This window comes from Pseudorhodoplanes sp., from assembly GCF_046289595.1.
GTDB lineage: Bacteria > Pseudomonadota > Alphaproteobacteria > Rhizobiales > Xanthobacteraceae > Pseudorhodoplanes.
Window position 1 is genome coordinate 38943 of the sequence record NZ_JBKBVB010000002.1, and the last position, 20438, is coordinate 59380.

The following is a 20438-nucleotide window of genomic DNA, read 5'->3' on the forward strand; positions in this document are numbered from 1 at the left end:
GAGCGGGAGATTTCAGTGACCGATCGTTCGAGAAGGGGCGCGAGTGCAATCGCGCTCATCGTCTATGTTGCGGCCTTCGTGGTGGGCACCATTGTGATGAGCTTCGAAATGCTCGGTTCGCGCTATCTCAATCCGTATTTCGGCAGCGGCATCTACACCTGGGCGTCGCTGATCTCGACCGTGCTCGCCGCACTTTGCGTCGGCTATTTCCTCGGCGGATGGCTGGCCGACCGCGCCCCTTCCCTAACAATGCTCGGCCTGACCGTGATCATCGGCTCAATCTACATTCTGCTGGTGCCGGTTTTCGCCGAGCCGATGCTGGAAATGCTGCTCGCCGGGATCGACGATGTGCGCACCGGAAGTCTCGTCGCGTCCATGGCGATCCTGTTCTTTCCGGTGACGTTCCTTGGCATGTATTCGCCGTTCGGAATCCGGCTCCTGCTGCGCGACCCCAAGCATTCCGGACGGGTTTCCGGGACGGTCTATGGCATCAACACCTTCGGCAGCATCGTCGGCACGCTGGGCACGACTTTTTTCCTGATCCCGATGATGGGGTCGCGCGCGATCACGATCACTGCGGGTCTTGCCGGCATCGCCTCCGGCCTCGCGCTGATGGCCGGGCAGCGGTTGATGCGCGCGGTGCCGGCGGCCCTGCTCGCCGGCGCTTTGGCCACCGGTTCGGCCGCCCTTTCGCCGGGCACGGCGTCGGCGGAAGATCTGGTCGACATGTCCGTGCGCGAGAAGCTTCTCACCCGCAAGGACGGCCAAATCGATCATATCGAAACCACCTATAACGACATCTTCATCACCAAGGACAGGTCCGAATTGCACATGGCCTTCCAGCTCAAGGGCTGGGACTATACGCAATCGACCATCAACCTGAAGGATGCCGACGACCTGCCGATCGCGGTCGCGCGACAGATGACGATGGCCGTGGCCTATCCGGCCGAACTGAATCGCATCCTGATGATCGGGCTGGGCGGAGGCACGATCTCGACCTATCTCGGCCGGCATATTCCGGACGTCACCATCGACACCGTGGAAATCGATCCTGGCGTCATCACCGCGGCGAAAAAGTACTTCGGCATCCGGGAGAGCGAACGCATCCGCTATCTCGACGGCGACGGCCGCGTCTTTCTGAACCGCAACAAGCGGCCCTTCGACCTGATCCTGTGCGACGCCTTTCACGGCGGCTATATCCCGTTCCACCTCCTGACCCGCGAATTCTTCCGGCTGGTGAAGCGCAATCTGACGCCGGACGGCGCGGTCGCGGTGAATATCCATGACGGCACCAAGCTCTATGTCTCCACCATCATGACGATGCGGGCGGAGTTTCCGTCGGTGCATCTCTATCCAACCGGGGAAGGCGAAGTGATCGCGATAGGGACGCTTAAGCCGCGCGAGCGCGACTGGGTGGTGGCCCGCGCCGCAGCGCTGCAAGAGAAGTACAAGTTCCGCTTTCCCCTGCCCGATCTCGTCGCAAAGCCGCTCGACAAACTCGACACCGCGCAGGGCGTGATCCTGACCGACGATTTCGCGCCGGCCGACCTCTACAATGCGCTGCGCAGTTCGCAGCGCAAGAAGAAATGAACGGCTATCGCAGGACAGTGTGCTTGCGCATTATCGCGCGCCGCGCGCTTCGAGCAGACGCACCATTTGCGGGAATCCGCGACGCCGCGCATGTTCGAGCGGCGTCACGCCCTCGCGATCGCCAATCGAAGGATTGGCACCCGCCTCCAGCAAAAGCCGCACAATCTCGGTGTGGACCGGGCCGCCATCGCCCAGGATCACGGCTTCCATGAGCGCGGTCCAGCCGAGCCTGTTAACGTGATCGATGTCGATTTTCGTTGCGAGCAGCACTTTGACTGCATCGATATGCCCGTAATGGCACGCCGGAATCAGCGCCGTGCCGCCGAACCGGTTGAGGCTCTTCAGGTCGGCGCCGGCGGCGAGCGTCATCTTCAGGATCTCGGTGCGGCCATGCGCGCCGGCGTAGAGATAGGCGCTGTCCTGGATGTTGTCCTTGGCATTGACGTCCGCGCCTGCCGCGATCAGAAGCCGCGCCGCCTCGACATGATTGCCGTGGGTGGCTGCAAGGAGCGCGGTGCGGCCCCGCGCATCGCGTGCATCGATAGCAACGCCGCGCGCCAGCAGCGCTTTCACCTCGCTCGAGTCTCCACGCCCGGCCGCCGCGATCAGCGCCTGGCGTTCATCGGCCGTGGCATTGCCCGCGCAAAGAAACGCACAAACAAAAAGAGCGACGCACAGCGCCGCTCTCGAATTCTGCAAAATGGCGGCCATCGTCACGCAGCCGCATTCTCCTCGACCGCCTTCTCCTGGACCGGTCCGGAATCCTGGCCCTTGGCGCTTTCGTCGCGATCGACGAACTCAATTACCGCGATCGGCGCGGAATCACCGTAGCGGAAGCCGGCCTTGATGATGCGGGTATAGCCGCCGTTGCGGTCCTTGTAGCGGGGACCGAGAACCTCGAACAGCTTCTTGACCATATCGACATCGCGCATCTGCGCAACCGCCTGGCGGCGGGCATGCAGGTCGCCGCGTTTGCCCAGCGTGACCAGCTTCTCGACGATCGGACGCAAGTCCTTGGCCTTGGGCAGCGTGGTGATGATCTGCTCGTGCTTGATCAGCGCCGCGCACATATTGGCGAACATCGCCTTGCGGTGCTCGGCGGTGCGGTTCAGCTTGCGGTGTGCATTTCCGTGACGCATTGGGGCTTGTCCTTCTCTGTTTCTCCGCGTCGCGACGGACCGCCGGACACTGTGCTCAGGTGGGCTTCCTGCGTTCGCCCGAAAAAATCATGGCAGGGCCGCCGGCCCGGCCATGACGAAATCAAACTCAGTAGTGATCCTCGAAACGCTTGGCGAGATCATCGATATTCTCCGGCGGCCAGCCCGGCACTTCCATGCCGAGATGCAGGCCCATCTGCGCCAGCACTTCCTTGATCTCGTTCAGCGACTTGCGGCCGAAATTCGGGGTGCGGAGCATTTCGGCTTCGGTCTTCTGAACGAGATCGCCGATATAGACGATGTTGTCGTTCTTCAGGCAGTTCGCAGAGCGCACCGACAGCTCCAGCTCGTCCACCTTCTTGAGGAAGGCCGGGTTGAACGCAAGATCGGGGATCGATTCCGCGACCACTTCCTTGCGCGGCTCTTCGAAGTTGACGAACACGTTGAGCTGGTCCTGCAGGATCCGCGCGGCATAGGCGAGCGCGTCCTCCGGCGACACCGCACCGTTGGTCTCGATCGAAAGCGTCAGCTTGTCGTAATCAAGGATCTGGCCCTCGCGGGTGTTCTCGACCTTGTAGGAAACCTTCTTCACCGGCGAATACAGGCTGTCGACCGGGATCAGCCCGATCGGCGCGTCCTCCGGACGATTGCGTTCCGAGGCGACGTAGCCCTTGCCGGTATTGACCGTGAATTCCATGCGAATCTCTGCGCCCTCGTCGAGGGTGCAGAGCACGAGGTCCGGATTGAGGATCACGATGTCGCCGACGGTCGAGATATCGCCCGCGGTCACGACGCCCGGGCCCGACTTCTTCACCACCATGCGCTTGGGGCCCTCGCCCTGCATCTTGATGGCAATGTCCTTGATGTTGAGGACGATGTCGGTCACGTCTTCGCGCACGCCCGGGATCGACGAGAATTCGTGCAGCACGCCGTCAATATGGACCGACTGCACCGCCGCGCCCTGCAGCGAGGACAACAATATGCGGCGCAGCGCGTTGCCCAGCGTGAGGCCGAAGCCGCGCTCCAGCGGCTCGGCCACCAGCGTGGCCTCGCGCCGCGGATCGGCGCCAGCCGAAACCTGGAGCTTGTTCGGCCTGATCAGTTCTTGCCAGTTTTTCTGGATCGTCACGTTTGCACCCATCGCCTTGGTCGGCTCGGTCTTGCCCTGCGGATCCCGGAACGTTCCAAAAGCACCAGCCCCGGGAGACATATCGGCGGCGGACGCCTCGTCCGGCCGCCACGCCGTCGTAGACGTCATACCCTGCGTCGCTTCCTCGGCCGGCAGCCGTTATGCGGGATCGGCGTTACGTCCCGGATCGAGGTGATGGTGAAGCCTGCCGCCTGCAGCGCACGCAGAGCACTTTCGCGGCCCGAACCCGGCCCCGAGACCTCGACTTCCAGCGTCCGCATGCCATGCTCGGCCGCCTTCTTCGCAGCGTCTTCGCTCGCCACCTGCGCAGCGTAGGGTGTCGACTTTCGTGAGCCCTTGAAACCCATGGTCCCCGCCGTCGACCACGCAATTGTATTGCCTTGCGCGTCGGTTATGGTGATCATGGTGTTGTTGAAGCTGGCGTTCACATGGGCGACGCCGGACACAATATTCTTGCGCTCCCGGCGGCGGACGCGCGTTACTTCCTTTGCCATTCTGGTCCCTTTCGAAGCGCCCAAGTATCGCCATTCGCGACTGGCGACCCGGGCGAGAATCCCGTCAATTACTTCTTCTTGCCTGCAATCGCCTTGGCCGGACCCTTTCGGGTGCGGGCATTGGTGTGGGTCCGCTGGCCACGCACCGGCAAGCCTTTACGATGGCGCAAGCCGCGGTAGCAGCCGAGATCCATGAGGCGCTTGATATTCATCGCCGTCTCGCGACGCAGATCGCCCTCGACCGTATATTCACGGTCGATCATCTCGCGAATCTGCAGCACTTCGGCGTCTGTCAGCTGCGACACACGCCGTTCATACGGGATGTGTAGCTGCTGCATGATCTGGTCGGCCGCATGCGCGCCGATGCCGTGAATATACTGAAGCGCGACGACCACGCGCTTGTTGGTTGGAATATTGACGCCTGCAATACGGGCCACGATCTCGCTCCATGTGCCGGCGGCCGTTCCGGGCCGCCGATCAGCCTTCCTGCTCTGTCCGTGTCTTTCGGAGGGGACCGCAAAGGGTTACCACGACACCTTGCCCCCGCCTCTTCCGGGGCCCGGTATCGCGCATACGTTCTCCCACTGAATGGCGCGGTATGTACGGTTTCACCGGCGTTTCGTCAACCTCCGGTCACGCCCCGATCGGGCTTTTGATGCCCGGTTCCGGGTCGAATTCCTGCTCTTGACGGCCTTGTGACGGGCCCCGGCTGCTTTCGCCGATTTTGCAGACCTGGCCTTCGAAACTGCCTTTTTAGGCCGGACCTTGACCGCTTTTTTGAGCCCGGAGCGCGCCTTTTTCGCGGATTTTTGCGCGGTTTTGGAGGCCGCACGGCCAGCACCTGACCGGGATGCGGGCTTACGGCCGGCGGGCCGGCGGCCCGGCGCGGCGCGCGCGGCGCGCTTTCGCGGCGGAGCCTTTTTACGGGGAACCGCAGGCTTCAGCAGGTTCCCGATCGCGGCCGTGACCTCGTCGATTGAAGCCATGCCATCGGTCGCTTTGTGCAGGCCCTTTTTGCGGTAATAGTGAGACAAGGGCGCCGTCTGGGCGTGATACGCGTCGAGCCGCTTCTTGAGCGATTCGGCATTGTCGTCGGCCCGCACCGCTTCGCCGCGCGCCTTCATTTCCGCGACCCGGTTTTCGATTCGCTTCAGCAGGATGTCGTCATCGACCTCAAGCTCGATCACCGCATCGAGCTTCAAGCCCTTTTTCGCCAAAAGCTTTTCCAGCGCCTCGGCCTGGGCGACGGTGCGCGGAAAGCCGTCGAGAATGAAGCCCTTACGAGCGTCCGGCTGCGCGATCCGTTCTTCGATGATGCCGACGACCACATCGTCCGGCACCAGCTCGCCGCGTGCCATGATGTCCTTGGCACGCAGCCCGACCGGCGTTTCCGCCTTGACCGCGGCGCGCAGCATGTCTCCCGTCGAGAGTTGCACGATGCCGTGCTTCTCGACCAGCCGCTGCGCCTGGGTGCCCTTGCCCGCTCCCGGCGGTCCGAGCAGGATCAGCCTCATCTGCGTCGCCCCCGCAACTTCGATTTCTTGATCAGGCCTTCATACTGGTGCGCGAGCAGGTGCCCCTGCACCTGCGCGACCGTATCCATGGTCACGCTGACCACGATCAGAAGCGACGTTCCGCCGAAATAGAATGGCACCGCTGCATAGGAAATCAGGATTTCGGGTATCAGGCAGACGATCGAAAGATAGATCGCCCCGACCACGGTGATCCTGGTCAACACATAGTCGATATATTCCGCCGTCCGCTCGCCCGGCCGAATGCCCGGGATGAAACCGCCATGCTTCTTCAGATTGTCGGCGGTCTCGGTCGGATTGAATACGATCGCCGTGTAGAAAAACGCGAAGAAGATGATCAGCGAGATGTAGAGCACAAGGAAGAGCGGCCGGCCATGACCAAGCTGCGTGGTGATGGTGGTAAGCCAAGCCGGTCCCTGGCCTGCGTTGAAATTCGCGATCGTGGTCGGCAGCAAGAGCAGCGACGAGGCAAAGATTGGCGGAATGACGCCCGCGGTGTTGAGCTTGAGCGGCAGATGCGAGGTCTGCCCTTCGAACATGCGGTTGCCGACCTGCCGTTTCGGATACTGGATCAGGAGGCGGCGCTGTGCGCGCTCCATGAACACGATGAAGGCGGTGACCACGAAGGCCATCACGATCACGATCAGGATCAGACCGGTGGAGAGGGCGCCCTGACGCCCGAGTTCCAGAGTGCCGGCGATTGCCGACGGCAATTCTGCAACGATGCCCGCCATGATGATGAGCGAGATGCCGTTGCCGATGCCGCGCGAGGTGATCTGCTCGCCAAGCCACATCAGGAACATGGTGCCGCCGGTCAGCGTGATCACGGTGGAGATGCGGAAGAACCAGCCCGGTTCGCTGATGACGTTGCCGGCACCCTCAAGACCGATGGCGATGCCATAGGCCTGAATGGCGGCCAGGAAGACCGTAAGGTACCGGGTATATTGGTTGATGGTCTTGCGGCCCGATTCACCCTCTTTCTTGAGGGCTTCGAGGGTCGGCGACACCGTCGTCATCAGCTGGATGATGATCGAGGCCGAAATATACGGCATGATATTCAGCGCAAAAATCGCCATGCGCTGAATGCCGCCGCCCGCGAACATGTTGAACATGCCGAGGATGCCGCCGGCCTGGGTGCGGAAAATCTGTTCCCAGGCGGTCGGATCGATGCCGGGCAGCGGAATATAGGTGCCAAGCCGATAGACCAGCAGCGCACCGAGCGTGAACCAGATCCGCTTCTTCAGCTCCTCGGCCTTTGCGAGCGCGGAGAAGTTGATATTGGCCGCAAGTTGTTCCGCTGCTGAGACCATGCTCGCTCCTGCCCCCGCTTTAGCCCCTATGACGTCCCGGCGTCATGTAGGGATCAGGCGGGCTTTTTGCCCGCGGGCTTGGCCGGCTTTTCGGCCTTCGCGGTCTCGCCGGCGTCGGCCTTTTTCTTGCCCGCCTGGGCCGGCGCGGCCTCGACGACCTTCGGCTTGTCGATGCCCGCGGCAAAACGGGCATTCTTGCCACGCGGCTCTTTCGGCTCTTCCTTCGCGGGCGCCAGGATCTTCACGCTGCCGCCCGCCTTCTCGACCGCGGCGACCGCGGACTTGGAGGCACGCCACACCGCGAATTCGACCTTCGCCTTGATTTCGCCGCCGCCCAGCAGCTTGACGCCTTCACGTGCGCGGCTCAGCACGCCGGCCTCGACCAGGGCGTCCACGTCCACCGGCTTTCCGGCGTCGAGCAGCTTGGCGTCGATCGCTGCCTGAACGCGGCCAAGATTGACCTCGTTGAGATCGAGCTGGAACGCGGTGTTGCGGAAACCGCGCTTCGGCAAACGCCGGTGCAGCGGCATCTGCCCGCCCTCGAAGCCCTTGATGCGCACGCCCGATCGCGCGGTCTGGCCCTTGCCGCCGCGCCCGCCGGTCTTGCCCTTGCCCGAGCCGATGCCGCGCCCGACACGGGTGCGACCCTTGGAAGAGCCGGGTCGGCCGGCCAGTTGGTTGAGCTTCATGACCCTACGTCCTCATTCTCTTTTCCGTCATGGCCGGACCTTTCCCGGCCAACCGCGTCATGCCCCGATTTTCAGAGGAGACGCAGATGCCCGCGAGCGGCGCGGGCAGGACAATCCTTCACTTTCCGTCTTCGACCACCCGGACCAGATGCGCGACCTTCGCGATCATGCCGCGTGTCGAGGGGGTGTCCGGCAATTCCCTGGTGCGGCCGATTTTGTTCAGCCCGAGTCCGATCAGGGTCCGACGCTGCGACGCCTCGCGGCGGATCGGGCTGCCGACCTGCTCGACCTTGATTGTCTTGTTCGCTGCCATCACGCGTTGCCTTCCGAAATCAAATTGCCGATCACTCGGCCGTCGCCTCGACACCCTCTTCGCGGCGGCGCGCCTGAAGGGTCGAAACCTTCATCGAGCGGCGGGCCGCGACCGACCGGGGTGAATCCTGGTTCTTCAATGCATCGAACGTTGCCCGCACCATGTTGTACGGATTCGACGACCCGAGCGATTTGGCCACCACGTCCTGCATGCCAAGCGATTCGAACACCGCGCGCATCGGGCCGCCGGCGATAATGCCGGTACCGGCGGGCGCGGCACGCAGATGCACCTTGCCTGCGCCGTGGCGTCCGGCGACGTCATGATGCAGCGTGCGGCCTTCGCGCAGCGGCACCCTGATCAGCGCGCGCTTGGCAGCGTCGGTTGCCTTGCGGATCGCCTCCGGCACCTCGCGCGCCTTGCCGTGGCCGAAACCGACCCGGCCTTTCTGGTCGCCGACGACGACGAGTGCCGCGAAGCCGAAGCGCCGACCGCCCTTCACCACTTTCGCCACGCGATTGATATGAACGAGCTTGTCGATGAATTCCGACTCTTCCCGCTCGCCCCGTTCACCGCGTTCGCGTTCGCGCCTGGGTTCTCGTGCCATTCTGTCGATCCTTTAGAAGCTCAGGCCGCCTTCGCGGGCGGCATCGGCGAGCGCCTTGACCCGCCCGTGATACATGTAGCCGCCGCGGTCGAAGACCACGTTCTTGATGCCCTTTTCCACGGCGCGCTCGGCAACCAGCCTGCCCACCGCCTTGGCCGCCTCGATATCGGCGCCGGTCTTGCCGGCCTCGCGCTGCGCCTTCTCCAGCGAAGACGCCGCCACCAGCGTCACGCCCTTGGTGTCGTCGATCACCTGCGCATAGATATGCTTCGACGAGCGGTGCACCGAAAGCCGCATGCGGCCGTTGGCCGCCGCCTTGATCGAGCGGCGCACGCGCGCCTTGCGGCGCTCTGTTGTGGTCTTGTGTGCCATCGTCGTTACTTCTTCTTGCCTTCCTTGCGGAAGATGAACTCGTCGGCATACCGCACGCCCTTGCCCTTGTAGGGCTCCGGCGGCCGATAGGCGCGGATTTCGGACGCCACCTGCCCCACCTTCTTCTTGTCGATGCCCGTTACCACGATCTCGGTCGGCTTGGGGGTCGCCACCGCAATGCCTTCCGGAATTGGATAGAGCACGTCGTGGCTGTAGCCGAGCGCAAGCTGCAGGTTCTTGCCCTGCACCGCGGCGCGATAGCCGACACCGGTGATTTCGAGCTTGCGTTCGAAGCCCTTGGTCACCCCGGTCAGGATGTTGTTCAGGTTGGCGCGGGTCGTGCCCCACAGGGCACGCGCCTCTTTGCTGTCGTCCTTGGGATCGACCTTGATCTCGCTCTTGTCCATTTTGACAGCGACCCGCTCGTCGACAACGAGCGAGAGCGTGCCCTTCGGTCCCTTCACATTGATGGTGTTGCCGGACAGATTGGCAGTCACACCCGACGGAACGGAGACCGGTTTCTTGCCGACGCGCGACATCAGAACACCGTACAAAGCAGTTCGCCGCCGACATTGGCGTCGCGTGCGGAATGGTCCGCCATGACGCCCTTCGGGGTCGAGAGGATCGAGATGCCGAGGCCGTTATTGACCCGCGGCAGGTTCTTTACCGCCACATAAACCCGGCGGCCGGGCTTGGAAACGCGCGCGATCTCACGAATCACGGGCGCACCGTCGAAATATTTCAGCTCGATCTCGAGCTCGCTGCGGCCATCCTTGTGGGCAACCGCGGAGTAGCCGCGGATATAGCCTTCCGACTTCAGCACTTCGAGCACGCGCTCGCGGAGCTTGGAGCCAGGCGACGACACCTTCTGCTTGTGGCGCTCCTGGGCGTTGCGGATGCGGGTGATGAGATCGCCGATGGGATCGTTCATGGCCTTCCCCTCCTCACCAGCTCGACTTCACGAGGCCGGGAATCAGGCCCTTGTTGCCGAGTTCACGAAGCGCGATTCGCGACAGCTTGTGCTTGCGGTAATAGGCGCGCGGCCGGCCGGTCACTTCGCAGCGGTTTCGGATGCGCGAGGGCGCGGAATTGCGAGGCAGTTCGGCAAGCTTCAGCGAGGCCTGGAAGCGCTCTTCCATCGGCTTGGTCTTGTCGTTGACGATCGCCTTCAGCCGCGCGCGCCGGCCACTGAAGGTCTTGGCCATCTTGCGCCGCCGCTTGTTCTTTTCGATCGAACTCTTCTTCGCCATCAAAGTCTCCTGACTATCCGCGTCTGAGGGTATTCGGCCCTCACTGCCGGAAGGGGAAGTTGAATGCCGCGAGCAGCGCGCGCGCCTCTTCGTCGGTACGCGCCGTCGTGCAAATCGTGATGTCCATGCCCCAGGTATCCTGGGTCTTGTCGTAATCGATCTCCGGGAACACGATGTGCTCCTTCAGACCGAACGAATAATTGCCCATGCCGTCGAAGCTCTTCGGATTGAGCCCGCGGAAGTCGCGCACCCGCGGCAGCGCGATATTCACCAGCCGGTCGATGAAATCGTACATGCGCGTCTTGCGCAGCGTCACCTTGGCGCCGATCGACTGGCCGTCACGCAGTTTGAAGGTTGCGATCGATTTGCGCGACTTGGTGATCACCGCCTTCTGCCCGGCGATCAGCGTCAGATCGTTGGCGGCATTTTCGACCTTCTTGCGGTCGTTGACGCCCTCGCCGATTCCCATATTGAGCACGACCTTCGTGATCGCAGGAACCTGCATCGGATTGGTATAGCCGAAATCCTTGGTCATCTTGCCACGGATGACCTGCTCGAACTGGGTCTTTAGCCGCGGAACATAAGCTCCAGCCGGCGCACCCTTGTTCGACTTTTCGGCTTTGGGCTTTTCGGTTTCAGCCATCGATCTCTACTCCCGAACGCCGCGCGACGCGGATCTTGCGTCCGTCGTTCATCATCTTGAAGCCGACGCGGGTCGGCTTGCCGTCCTTGGGATCGGCGATCGCGATATTGGACAGGTGGATCGTCGCCTCTTTGGAGATGATGCCGCCTTCCTGCTGCGCGGTCTGGCGCTGGTGGCGCTTGACCATGTTGATGCCGCGCACCAGCGCCCGCCCCTCGGACGGATGCACCGCGATCACCTCGCCGGTGCGGCCCTTGTCACGGCCGGTCAATACGACGACCTTGTCGCCCTTGCGGATTTTCGCCGCCATCACAGCACCTCCGGCGCGAGCGAAATGATCTTCATATGGTTCTTGGCGCGCAATTCACGCGGCACCGGGCCGAAGATGCGGGTGCCAACCGGCTCCTGCTGATTGTTGATCAGCACCGCCGCGTTTCGGTCGAACCGGATCACCGAGCCATCCGAGCGCTTGATGTCCTTGGAAATGCGCACGACGACCGCCTTCATGACGTCGCCCTTCTTGACGCGGCCGCGCGGGATCGCCTCCTTCACCGAGACGACGATGACGTCGCCAATGGTGGCGTATTTCCGCTTCGATCCGCCCAGCACCTTGATGCACATGACGCGGCGCGCGCCGGAATTGTCGGCAACGTCCAGGTTGGTCTGCATCTGAATCATGGGGCACCTAATCCTTCATCTGCCACGACCGCGATACGCCGCGCTCACAGCACCTTTTTCTTTTTCTCGCCCTGGATCACCTTCCAGCGCTTCAGCTTGGAGATCGGCTTGTGTTCCTCGATCCAGACCATGTCGCCGACCGCAAATTCGTTGGTCTCGTCATGGGCGTGGAACTTGGTGGTGCGCCGGATGGTCTTCTTCAGCACCGGATGCGTGAAACGGCGCTCGACGGAAACCACCACGGTCTTGTCCTGCTTGTCGCTGACCACGAGGCCATGCAGTTGACGCTTCGGCATAACGGGCCCCTTACTTGGCTTTCTTCTGGCGCGCGACCGTCTTCAGGCGCGCGATGTCGCGGCGCACCTGGCGCACGCGCGAGGTGTTCTCGAGCTGACCGGTGGCGCGCTGGAAGCGCAGGTTGAACTGCTCCTTCTTCAGCTTGAGCACCTCGTCCTCAATCTGGTCGACCGTCATCACCTTGACGTCTGCGGCCTTCATGGTCGTCACTCCGCAATGCGCTGGATGAAGCGCGTCTTGATCGGCAGCTTGGCGGCGGCAAGCGTCAGCGCCTCGCGAGCAAGGGCAACCGGTACGCCGTCGATCTCGAAAATCACACGGCCCGGCTTGACGCGGGCGACCCAGAATTCGGGGGTACCCTTGCCCTTGCCCATGCGCACTTCGATCGGCTTCTTCGACACCGGCACGTCCGGGAAAATGCGGATCCACACCCGCCCTGCCCGCTTCATGTGACGGGTCAGCGCACGGCGCGCTGCCTCGATCTGGCGCGCGGTGATGCGCTCCGGCTCCATCGCCTTCAGCCCGTACTGGCCGAAGTCGAGCGCATTGCCCGAGGTGGCGACGCCGTGAATGCGTCCCTTATGGGCCTTGCGATATTTGGTTCGCTTGGGTTGCAGCATGACGGTTACTCGTTATCCCGCGGCCATTTCCCGGCGCGGACGCCCAGCTTCGGCCTCGTTCATCTTCTTGTCCTGGGCCATCGAGTCGTGCTCCAGTATCTCGCCCTTGAAGATCCACACCTTGACGCCGCAGGTGCCATAGGTGGTGAAGGCGGTCGCCACACCGTAGTCGACGTCGGCGCGCAGCGTATGCAGCGGCACCCGGCCTTCGCGGTACCATTCGAGACGCGCGATTTCGGCGCCGCCGAGACGGCCCGAGCAATTGATGCGGATGCCTTCCGCGCCGAGCCGCATCGCCGTCTGCACCGCACGCTTCATGGCCCGGCGGAACGCGACGCGGCGCTCGAGCTGCTGGGCGATCGATTCGGCGACCAGCTGGGCGTCGAGTTCGGGCTTGCGGATTTCGACGATGTTGATGACAACATCCGACTGCGTGAGCTTTGCAACGGTCTTGCGCAGCTTCTCGATGTCTGAGCCCTTTTTGCCGATCACGACGCCCGGGCGCGCCGAATAGATCGTCACGCGGCACTTCTTGTGCGGGCGCTCGATCACGATCTTGGACACCGCCGCCTGCTTCAAGAGCTTCATCAGCGCTTCGCGGATCTTCATGTCCTCGTGCAACAGCGTGCCGTACTCATTCTTGCCGGCATACCAGCGCGAATCCCAGGTCCGGTTGATGCCGAGCCGCAGCCCGATCGGGTTGATCTTCTGACCCATCCCAAATTCTCCTTAAGCCGCTTTCTGCTCGACCTGACGCACCACGATGGTCAGGTGAGAGAACGGCTTCAAAATGCGTCCCGAGCGGCCGCGACCACGCGACGCCCAGCGCTTCATGACGAGGCCCTTGCCGACATGGGCTTCCGCCACGATCAGATCGTCGACATCGAGGTCGTGATTGTTCTCGGCGTTGGCGATCGCCGATTCCAGGCACTTCTTAACGTCGACCGCGATGCGCTTGCGCGAAAACTGCAGATCGTTCAGCGCCATTGCGACTTTCTTGCCGCGAATGAGCTGCGCAACCAGATTCAGCTTTTGCGGCGACACCCGGATGTTGCGAGCGACCGCCTTGGCTTCGTTGTCGGGGAGCGTACGCTCGCGCGCCGGTTTGCCCATGACTTTACCCTCTCAATCTCAAGCGCGCTTGGCCTTGCGGTCCGACGCGTGGCCATGGAACGTGCGGCTCGGCGAGAACTCGCCGAACTTGTGCCCGACCATTTCCTCGGTGACCTGCACCGGCACATGCTTCTGACCGTTATAGACACCGAAGGTCAGGCCGACGAATTGCGGCAGAATGGTCGAGCGGCGGCTCCAGATCTTGATGACCTCATGCCGTCCCGACGCACGCGCCTTCTCTGCCTTGTTCAGCAGATAGCCGTCGACGAATGGACCCTTCCAAACCGAACGCGCCATGACGAACGTTCCTTATTTCTTCTTTTTCCGAGCGTGGCGGCTCGAAACGATGAACTTGGTGGTGGACTTGTTCTTGCGGGTCTTCTTGCCCTTGGTCGGGAAGCCCCACGGTGTGACCGGGTGACGACCGCCCGAGGTGCGGCCTTCGCCGCCGCCATGGGGGTGATCGACCGGGTTCATCGCCACGCCACGGTTATGCGGACGCCGCCCGAGCCACCGGCTACGCCCCGCCTTGCCGATCGAAATATTCATATGGTCGGGGTTCGACACCGCCCCGATCGTGGCCATGCAGCGGCCATGCACCAGCCGCTGCTCGCCGGAATTGAGCCGCAGGATCACGTATTCGCCGTCGCGGCCGACGATCTGCGCGTAGGATCCGGCCGAGCGAGCGATCTGGCCGCCCTTGCCGATCTTCAGCTCGATATTGTGCACGACCGTGCCGACCGGGATGTTTCCGGCAGGCATGGCATTGCCCGGCTTCACGTCGACATGCTCGCCGGCGACGATGGTGTCGCCAACCGCGAGGCGCTGCGCCGCCAGGATATAGGCGAGTTCGCCATCCTCGTATTTCACGAGCGCGATGAAGGCGGTGCGGTTCGGATCGTATTCCAGCCGCTCGACTTTGGCCGGCGCGTCGAACTTGCGCCGCTTGAAGTCGATCACCCGGTAGGTCTTTTTGTGACCGCCGCCGCGGAACCGCGTGGTGATGCGCCCGTTGTTGTTGCGGCCGCCCGTCGACGGTTTGCCCTCGGTCAGGGTCTTGACCGGAGCCCCTTTGTACAGGGCCGAACGGTCGACCAGAACCAGCTGACGCTGGCCCGGCGTGGTCGGCTTATATTTTTTCAGTGCCATGACGTGTTTCCTGCCACGCTTCTCAGAGGCCCGTCGTCACGTCGATGCGGTGCCCCTCTTCGAGGGTCACGATCGCGCGCTTGGTATCGGACTGATTGCCGACGATGCCCCGGAACGCCTTCACCTTGCCCTTGCGGACAATGGTGTTGACGCCCTTCACCTTCACGTCGAACAGCTTCTCGACCGCGTCCTTGATCTGCGGCTTGGTCGCATCGAGACGCACCTTGAACACGACCTTGTTATACTCGGACGCGTTCGTCGATTTTTCCGTGATCACCGGCGACAGGATCACGTCATAATGCCGCGGGTCGTTCGTGCTCATTTGAAGCGCGCCTCCAATGCGTCAAGCGCGGCCTTGGTCAGCACCAGCTTTCCGTGGCGGAGAATGTCGTAGACGTTGATGCCGGCAACCGGCAGCACGTCCACATGCGGGATGTTGCGCGCTGCGTTGCGGAAATTGGTGTCGATTTCCGCCCCGTCGATAATCAGCGCATTGGCGATCTCGAGCTTGGCGAAACGCTCGGTCAAAGCCTTGGTCTTGGCCTCCTGGAGCTTGGCCTCGTTCAGCACGATTATGCCGCCGTCCTTGGCCTTGGCCGACAAGGCATGGCGCAGCGCGAGCGCGCGCACCTTCTTCGGCAGACCGATTTCATGGCTGCGCACGACCGGACCGAACGAGCGGCCGCCGCCGCGGAACAGGTTCACCCGGTGCGAGCCGTGACGCGCACCGCCGGTGCCTTTCTGCGCTGCAAGCTTCTTGCCGGTGCGGGCGATCTCACCGCGATTCTTCACCTTGTGGGTGCCGGCCCGCCGCTTGGCGAGCTGCCACACCACGCAACGGTGGATCAGGTCGGCACGCGGCTCGAGCCCGAAGATGTCTTTGTTCAGCGTGACGGCGCCGGCTTCGCTGCCGTCGAGCGCAAGCATCTTGAGTTCCATCACGCGCCCTCTTTCGTCTCGGCTTCGGCCGCAGGCGCGGCCGCATTTTCGGCCGGCTTGTCGGCGGCACCATTGGCGGCACCGGATTCGCGGAACTTGCCGGGCTTCGGCGCATCCTTCGGCAGCGCCTTCTTCACCGCGTCACGCACCGTGATCCATCCGCCCTTGTGGCCGGGCACCGCGCCCTCGACCAGGATCAGCCCGCGCTCGATGTCGGTCTGCACCACCTTGAGATTGAGCGTGGTGACACGCTCGACACCGAGGTGACCCGGCATCTTCTTGTTCTTAAAGGTCTTGCCCGGATCCTGACGCCCGCCGGTCGAACCGATCGAGCGGTGCGAAATCGACACACCATGCGAGGCGCGCAAGCCGCCGAAATTCCAGCGCTTCATGCCGCCCGCAAAGCCCTTGCCGATGGTGGTGCCGGTCACGTCAACGAACTGCCCGACCACGAAATGGTCGGCCGTAATTTCGGCGCCAACGGGAATCAAGGCGTCGTCACTGACGCGGAATTCCACGATCCTGCTCTTCGGCTCGACCTTGGCGACGGCAAAATTGCCGCGTTCCGCCTTGGAGACGTTCTTGACCTTGCGGCTGCCGGCGCCGAGCTGCAGCGCGACATAGCCGTTCTTGTCCTTGGTGCGATGACCAACGACCTGACAGCCCGCGAGCTTCAGCACCGTCACCGGCACATGCTCGCCGGCCTCGGTGAAGACCCGCGTCATTCCGACCTTTTGTGCGACCACACCGGTGCGCATGGCTATGGTTCCTTACGTGCGCGGCTCAGAGCTTGATCTCGACATCGACGCCGGCGGCGAGGTCGAGCTTCATCAGCGCGTCCACCGTTTGCGGCGTCGGATCGACGATGTCCAAAAGGCGCTTATGGGTGCGCATCTCGAACTGTTCGCGGCTCTTCTTGTCGATATGCGGCGAGCGGTTCACCGTGAACTTCTCGATCTTGGTCGGCAGCGGAATCGGTCCACGCACCTGAGCGCCCGTGCGCTTGGCGGTGTTGACGATCTCGCGGGTCGACGCATCGAGGATGCGGTGATCGAACGCCTTGAGCCGGATCCGGATATTCTGGCCGTTCATTTGTCGTTTCTCTCTGAACTGCCGCCGTCCGCCAGGCGGACGACCCAGTAAACGCTGAGGTCTATGGTTCAACCCGCGGTCCGCGGGTACTGGGTCCCCCGCTTTCGCGGGGGACGACATTTTCAGTCTGCTCGTTACTCGATGATGCTGACGACGACGCCCGCGCCGACGGTGCGGCCGCCCTCACGGATGGCGAAGCGCAGCTTCTCTTCCATCGCGATCGGAACAATCAGCTCGACGGTCATGGTCACCGTATCGCCGGGGATCACCATCTCGGTGCCTTCCGGCAGGTGCACGATGCCGGTCACGTCCGTCGTGCGGAAGTAGAATTGCGGACGATAGTTGGTCATGAACGGCGTGTGGCGGCCGCCCTCGTCCTTGGTGAGGATGTAGGCCTCGGCCTTGAACTTGGTGTGCGGCTTCACCGAACCCGGCTTGCAGAGCACCTGGCCGCGCTCGACTTCCTCGCGCTTGGTGCCGCGCAGCAGAGCGCCGATATTGTCGCCCGCCTCGCCCTGATCGAGCAGCTTGCGGAACATTTCGACGCCGGTCACGGTGGTCTTCTGGGTCGGCTTCAGACCGACGATCTCGACTTCCTCGCCGACCTTGATCACGCCGCGCTCGACACGGCCGGTGCAGACGGTGCCGCGGCCCGAGATCGAGAACACGTCTTCGACCGGCATCAGGAACGGCTGGTCCTTCGGACGCTCCGGCTGCGGAATGTATTCGTCGACATTGCGCATCAGCTCGAGGATGGCTTCCTTGCCGAGCTTGGGATCCTTGTCCTCCAGCGCCATCAGCGCCGAACCCTTGATGATCGGGATCTTGTCGCCCGGGAACTGGTACTTCGAGAGAAGCTCGCGCACTTCGAGCTCAACGAGCTCAAGCAGTTCCGGATCGTCGACCATGTCGACCTTGTTCAGGAACACGACCAGCGCCGGCACGCCGACCTGGCGGGCGAGCAGGATGTGCTCGCGGGTCTGCGGCATCGGGCCGTCGGCGGCCGACACGACCAGGATCGCCCCGTCCATCTGGGCCGCGCCAGTGATCATGTTCTTCACATAGTCCGCATGGCCCGGGCAGTCGACATGCGCATAGTGCCGCTTCTCGGTCTCGTATTCGACATGCGCGGTCGAGATGGTGATGCCGCGCGCCTTCTCCTCCGGCGCCTTGTCGATCTGGTCATAGGCGGTGAAAGTCGCACCACCCGTCTCCGCCAGAACCTTGGTGATCGCAGCCGTCAGCGACGTCTTGCCGTGGTCGACGTGGCCGATCGTGCCGATATTGCAGTGCGGCTTGCTGCGGTTGAATTTCTCTTTAGCCATAGAACTCTCCCTTCCGGGTCCTTCTGACGGTTGGTCTAAACTTTCAGATCACGCGAACTTCTTCTGGACCTCGTCCGAGACGTTTCGCGGCGCTTCGGCATAGTGATCGAATTGCATGGTGAAGGTCGCACGCCCCTGAGACATCGAGCGCAGCGTATTGACGTAGCCGAACATGTTCATGAGCGGCACCATCGCGTTGATCACGTTGGCGTTGCCGCGCATGTCCTGGCCCTGGATCTGGCCGCGCCGCGAATTCAGGTCGCCGATGACCGAGCCGGTATAGTCTTCCGGGGTCACCACCTCGACCTTCATGATCGGCTCGAGCAGGACCGACTTGCCCTTCTGCAGCGCTTCGCGGAATGCAGCCCGTGCCGCGATCTCGAAGGCCAGCGCCGACGAGTCGACTTCGTGATAGGCGCCGTCGACCAGCTGCACCTTGACGTCGACCACCGGGAAGCCCGCGACCACGCCCGAGCCCAGGACGCTCTGCAACCCCTTTTCGACGCCGGGGATGTATTCCTTCGGCACTGCGCCGCCGACGATCTTGCTTTCGAACTCGAAGCCCTTGCCCGGCTCGTTCGGCTCGACGATGAACTTCACCCGCGCGAACTGGCCGGTACCGCCGGTCTGCTTCTTGTGGGTATAATCGACCTCGGCACGCTGCGTGATGCGCTCGCGGAACGCCACCTGGGGGGCGCCGATATTGGCATCGACCTTGTAGGTGCGCTTCAGGATGTCGACCTTGATGTCGAGATGCAGCTCGCCCATCCCCTTCAGGATGGTCTGACCGCTTTCGGTGTCGGTCGAGACACGGAACGACGGATCCTCGGCGGCGAGCTTCGCCAGCGCGACGCCGAGCTTCTCCTGGTCGGCCTTCGACTTCGGCTCGATCGCGATTTCGATGACCGGCTCGGGAAATTCCATCTTCTCGAGCACCACCGGCTTGTCGGGATCGCACAGCGTATCGCCGGTGCGGGTCTCCTTCAGGCCGGCCAGCGCCACGATGTCGCCGGCATAGGCTTCCTTGATGTCCTCGCGGTTATTCGCATGCATCAGCAGCATGCGGCCGACCCGCTCCTTGCGCTCGCGGGTGGAATTCACGACGCCGGTGCCGCTCTGCAGGATTCCCGAATAGATGCGGCAGAATGTGATGGTGCCGACGAAGGGGTCGTCCATGATCTTGAAGGCGAGCAGCGACATCGGCTCGCTGTCGTCCGGCTTGCGCACGACCTCGTTGCCCTTGTCGTCCACGCCCTTGATGGCCGGAACGTCGAGCGGCGACGGCAGATAGTCCACCACCGCGTCGAGCAGCGGCTGAACGCCCTTGTTCTTGAAGGCCGAACCGCACAGCACCGGGAAGAAGGCCGAGGTCAGAACCGCCTTGCGGATCAGACTCTTCAGCGTCGCCTCGTCCGGCTCTTTGCCGTCGAGAAACGCGGTCAGCGCATCGTCATCAAGCTCAACGGCAGCCTCTACCAGCTTCTCGCGATATTCCTTGGCCTGATCGAGCAACTCGGCCGGAATGTCCTCGTCGTGATACTTCGCGCCGAGCGACTCGTCGTCCCACACCACCGCCTTCATGCGCACGAGGTCGATGACGCCCTTGAACTGATTTTCTGAGCCGATCGGCAGCTGAATGGCCACAGGCTTCGCACCGAGCCGCTTCACGATGTCGTCGAGACATTTGAAGAAGTCGGCGCCGATCTTGTCCATCTTGTTGGCAAAGACGATGCGGGGCACGCGGTACTTGTCGCCCTGGCGCCAGACCGTCTCGGTCTGCGGCTCGACGCCCTGGTTGGAATCGAGCACGCAGACGGCACCGTCGAGCACGCGCAGCGAACGCTCGACCTCGATGGTGAAATCGACGTGACCCGGCGTATCGATGATGTTGAGCCGCTTGTCCTTCCAGAACGCGGTGGTCGCGGCCGAGGTGATGGTGATGCCGCGCTCCTGCTCCTGCTCCATCCAGTCCATCGTCGCGGCGCCTTCATGCACCTCGCCGATCTTGTGGCTCTTGCCGGTGTAATAGAGGATCCGCTCGGTCGTCGTCGTCTTGCCGGCATCGATGTGGGCCATGATGCCGAAATTGCGGTAGTCCTCGATTTTATGGCTGCGGGGCAT

31 protein-coding genes are annotated in these 20438 nt (G+C 62.9%); 1 reads left to right on the top strand and 30 read right to left on the bottom strand.

Features of this window, described 5'->3' with window-relative positions:
* The first annotated feature begins 15 nt into the window (after nt 1-15).
* On the top strand, nt 16-1590 hold the full coding sequence (locus tag ACK41X_RS00885) for a spermidine synthase (RefSeq protein ID WP_409718057.1): 1575 nt from the start codon (nt 16-18) through the stop codon (nt 1588-1590).
* 30 nt (nt 1591-1620) lie between these two features.
* Here the strand turns inward: ACK41X_RS00885 and ACK41X_RS00890 are convergent, their stop codons facing one another.
* The 30 genes from ACK41X_RS00890 to fusA form a co-directional block, all read right to left on the bottom strand.
* The gene (locus tag ACK41X_RS00890; RefSeq protein WP_409718275.1) at nt 1621-2301 is read right to left on the bottom strand and encodes an ankyrin repeat domain-containing protein; all 681 of its coding nucleotides are present in this window, start codon (nt 2299-2301) and stop codon (nt 1621-1623) included.
* 2 nt (nt 2302-2303) lie between these two features.
* A complete protein-coding gene (gene rplQ / locus ACK41X_RS00895) occupies nt 2304-2729 on the bottom strand; it encodes a 50S ribosomal protein L17 (RefSeq protein ID WP_409718060.1) in 426 nt (141 codons plus the stop codon).
* Between the two features lie 127 nt (nt 2730-2856).
* A complete protein-coding gene (locus ACK41X_RS00900) occupies nt 2857-3888 on the bottom strand; it encodes a DNA-directed RNA polymerase subunit alpha (protein WP_409718278.1) in 1032 nt (343 codons plus the stop codon).
* A gap of 113 nt (nt 3889-4001) precedes the next feature.
* On the bottom strand, nt 4002-4391 hold the full coding sequence (gene rpsK / locus ACK41X_RS00905; protein ID WP_325704718.1) for a 30S ribosomal protein S11: 390 nt from the start codon (nt 4389-4391) through the stop codon (nt 4002-4004).
* Between the two features lie 68 nt (nt 4392-4459).
* On the bottom strand, nt 4460-4828 hold the full coding sequence (gene rpsM, locus ACK41X_RS00910) for a 30S ribosomal protein S13 (RefSeq protein WP_409718063.1): 369 nt from the start codon (nt 4826-4828) through the stop codon (nt 4460-4462).
* Between the two features lie 171 nt (nt 4829-4999).
* Nucleotides 5000-5905 carry an adenylate kinase gene (locus tag ACK41X_RS00915; protein WP_409718066.1) on the bottom strand — a complete coding sequence of 302 codons (906 nt, stop codon included), beginning with the start codon at nt 5903-5905 and terminating at the stop codon, nt 5000-5002.
* A complete protein-coding gene (gene secY / locus ACK41X_RS00920) occupies nt 5902-7233 on the bottom strand; it encodes a preprotein translocase subunit SecY (protein WP_409718069.1) in 1332 nt (443 codons plus the stop codon). The genes ACK41X_RS00915 and secY overlap by 4 nt, the downstream gene beginning before the upstream one ends.
* 53 nt (nt 7234-7286) lie before the next feature.
* Complete coding sequence (rplO, locus tag ACK41X_RS00925) at nt 7287-7922, bottom strand: 50S ribosomal protein L15 (protein ID WP_409718072.1); 636 nt, start codon at nt 7920-7922, stop codon at nt 7287-7289.
* A 118-nt stretch (nt 7923-8040) separates the two neighbouring features.
* On the bottom strand, nt 8041-8235 hold the full coding sequence (rpmD, locus tag ACK41X_RS00930; protein WP_409718075.1) for a 50S ribosomal protein L30: 195 nt from the start codon (nt 8233-8235) through the stop codon (nt 8041-8043).
* A gap of 31 nt (nt 8236-8266) precedes the next feature.
* Nucleotides 8267-8839 (bottom strand): 30S ribosomal protein S5, encoded by a 573-nt coding sequence (gene rpsE, locus ACK41X_RS00935; RefSeq protein WP_409718078.1) that lies wholly within the window; start codon nt 8837-8839, stop codon nt 8267-8269.
* Nucleotides 8840-8851: 12 nt separating this feature from the next.
* Nucleotides 8852-9211 (bottom strand): 50S ribosomal protein L18, encoded by a 360-nt coding sequence (gene rplR / locus ACK41X_RS00940; protein WP_409718081.1) that lies wholly within the window; start codon nt 9209-9211, stop codon nt 8852-8854.
* A gap of 5 nt (nt 9212-9216) precedes the next feature.
* Nucleotides 9217-9750 (bottom strand): 50S ribosomal protein L6, encoded by a 534-nt coding sequence (gene rplF, locus ACK41X_RS00945; RefSeq protein ID WP_409718084.1) that lies wholly within the window; start codon nt 9748-9750, stop codon nt 9217-9219.
* On the bottom strand, nt 9750-10142 hold the full coding sequence (rpsH, locus tag ACK41X_RS00950; protein ID WP_409718087.1) for a 30S ribosomal protein S8: 393 nt from the start codon (nt 10140-10142) through the stop codon (nt 9750-9752). Before rpsH ends, rplF begins: the two co-directional genes overlap by 1 nt.
* 13 nt (nt 10143-10155) lie before the next feature.
* Entirely contained in the window at nt 10156-10461 is a 306-nt protein-coding gene (gene rpsN / locus ACK41X_RS00955; protein ID WP_409718090.1) for a 30S ribosomal protein S14, read from the bottom strand.
* 40 nt (nt 10462-10501) lie between these two features.
* The gene (gene rplE, locus ACK41X_RS00960) at nt 10502-11104 is read right to left on the bottom strand and encodes a 50S ribosomal protein L5 (RefSeq protein WP_409718092.1); all 603 of its coding nucleotides are present in this window, start codon (nt 11102-11104) and stop codon (nt 10502-10504) included.
* Nucleotides 11097-11414 (bottom strand): 50S ribosomal protein L24, encoded by a 318-nt coding sequence (gene rplX, locus ACK41X_RS00965; RefSeq protein ID WP_409718095.1) that lies wholly within the window; start codon nt 11412-11414, stop codon nt 11097-11099. The genes rplE and rplX overlap by 8 nt, the downstream gene beginning before the upstream one ends.
* Nucleotides 11414-11782, bottom strand: a complete 369-nt coding sequence (gene rplN / locus ACK41X_RS00970) for a 50S ribosomal protein L14 (protein WP_325611702.1) — start codon at nt 11780-11782, stop codon at nt 11414-11416. Before rplN ends, rplX begins: the two co-directional genes overlap by 1 nt.
* Before the next feature lie 44 nt (nt 11783-11826).
* On the bottom strand, nt 11827-12078 hold the full coding sequence (rpsQ, locus tag ACK41X_RS00975) for a 30S ribosomal protein S17 (protein WP_409718100.1): 252 nt from the start codon (nt 12076-12078) through the stop codon (nt 11827-11829).
* Nucleotides 12079-12088: 10 nt separating this feature from the next.
* Nucleotides 12089-12289, bottom strand: a complete 201-nt coding sequence (gene rpmC, locus ACK41X_RS00980) for a 50S ribosomal protein L29 (protein WP_409718103.1) — start codon at nt 12287-12289, stop codon at nt 12089-12091.
* Nucleotides 12286-12699 (bottom strand): 50S ribosomal protein L16, encoded by a 414-nt coding sequence (gene rplP / locus ACK41X_RS00985; protein WP_409718106.1) that lies wholly within the window; start codon nt 12697-12699, stop codon nt 12286-12288. Before rplP ends, rpmC begins: the two co-directional genes overlap by 4 nt.
* Before the next feature lie 12 nt (nt 12700-12711).
* Nucleotides 12712-13416 (bottom strand): 30S ribosomal protein S3, encoded by a 705-nt coding sequence (gene rpsC / locus ACK41X_RS00990; RefSeq protein WP_409718109.1) that lies wholly within the window; start codon nt 13414-13416, stop codon nt 12712-12714.
* Between the two features lie 12 nt (nt 13417-13428).
* Nucleotides 13429-13812, bottom strand: a complete 384-nt coding sequence (gene rplV / locus ACK41X_RS00995; RefSeq protein ID WP_409718112.1) for a 50S ribosomal protein L22 — start codon at nt 13810-13812, stop codon at nt 13429-13431.
* 18 nt (nt 13813-13830) lie between these two features.
* Nucleotides 13831-14109: a 30S ribosomal protein S19 gene (rpsS, locus tag ACK41X_RS01000; RefSeq protein WP_409718115.1), complete on the bottom strand. Its 279-nt coding sequence runs from the start codon at nt 14107-14109 to the stop codon at nt 13831-13833.
* A gap of 12 nt (nt 14110-14121) precedes the next feature.
* Nucleotides 14122-14961, bottom strand: coding sequence for a 50S ribosomal protein L2 (gene rplB / locus ACK41X_RS01005; RefSeq protein WP_409718118.1), 840 nt, complete (start codon nt 14959-14961; stop codon nt 14122-14124).
* Nucleotides 14962-14983: 22 nt separating this feature from the next.
* Entirely contained in the window at nt 14984-15283 is a 300-nt protein-coding gene (locus tag ACK41X_RS01010) for a 50S ribosomal protein L23 (RefSeq protein ID WP_409718121.1), read from the bottom strand.
* A complete protein-coding gene (rplD, locus tag ACK41X_RS01015; protein ID WP_409718124.1) occupies nt 15280-15900 on the bottom strand; it encodes a 50S ribosomal protein L4 in 621 nt (206 codons plus the stop codon). Before rplD ends, ACK41X_RS01010 begins: the two co-directional genes overlap by 4 nt.
* Nucleotides 15900-16658: a 50S ribosomal protein L3 gene (gene rplC / locus ACK41X_RS01020; RefSeq protein WP_409718127.1), complete on the bottom strand. Its 759-nt coding sequence runs from the start codon at nt 16656-16658 to the stop codon at nt 15900-15902. Before rplC ends, rplD begins: the two co-directional genes overlap by 1 nt.
* 25 nt (nt 16659-16683) lie before the next feature.
* Nucleotides 16684-16992, bottom strand: coding sequence for a 30S ribosomal protein S10 (gene rpsJ / locus ACK41X_RS01025; RefSeq protein ID WP_086089732.1), 309 nt, complete (start codon nt 16990-16992; stop codon nt 16684-16686).
* Between the two features lie 134 nt (nt 16993-17126).
* Nucleotides 17127-18317 (bottom strand): elongation factor Tu, encoded by a 1191-nt coding sequence (tuf, locus tag ACK41X_RS01030; protein ID WP_409718132.1) that lies wholly within the window; start codon nt 18315-18317, stop codon nt 17127-17129.
* Nucleotides 18318-18365: 48 nt separating this feature from the next.
* A complete protein-coding gene (gene fusA / locus ACK41X_RS01035; protein ID WP_409718135.1) occupies nt 18366-20438 on the bottom strand; it encodes an elongation factor G in 2073 nt (690 codons plus the stop codon).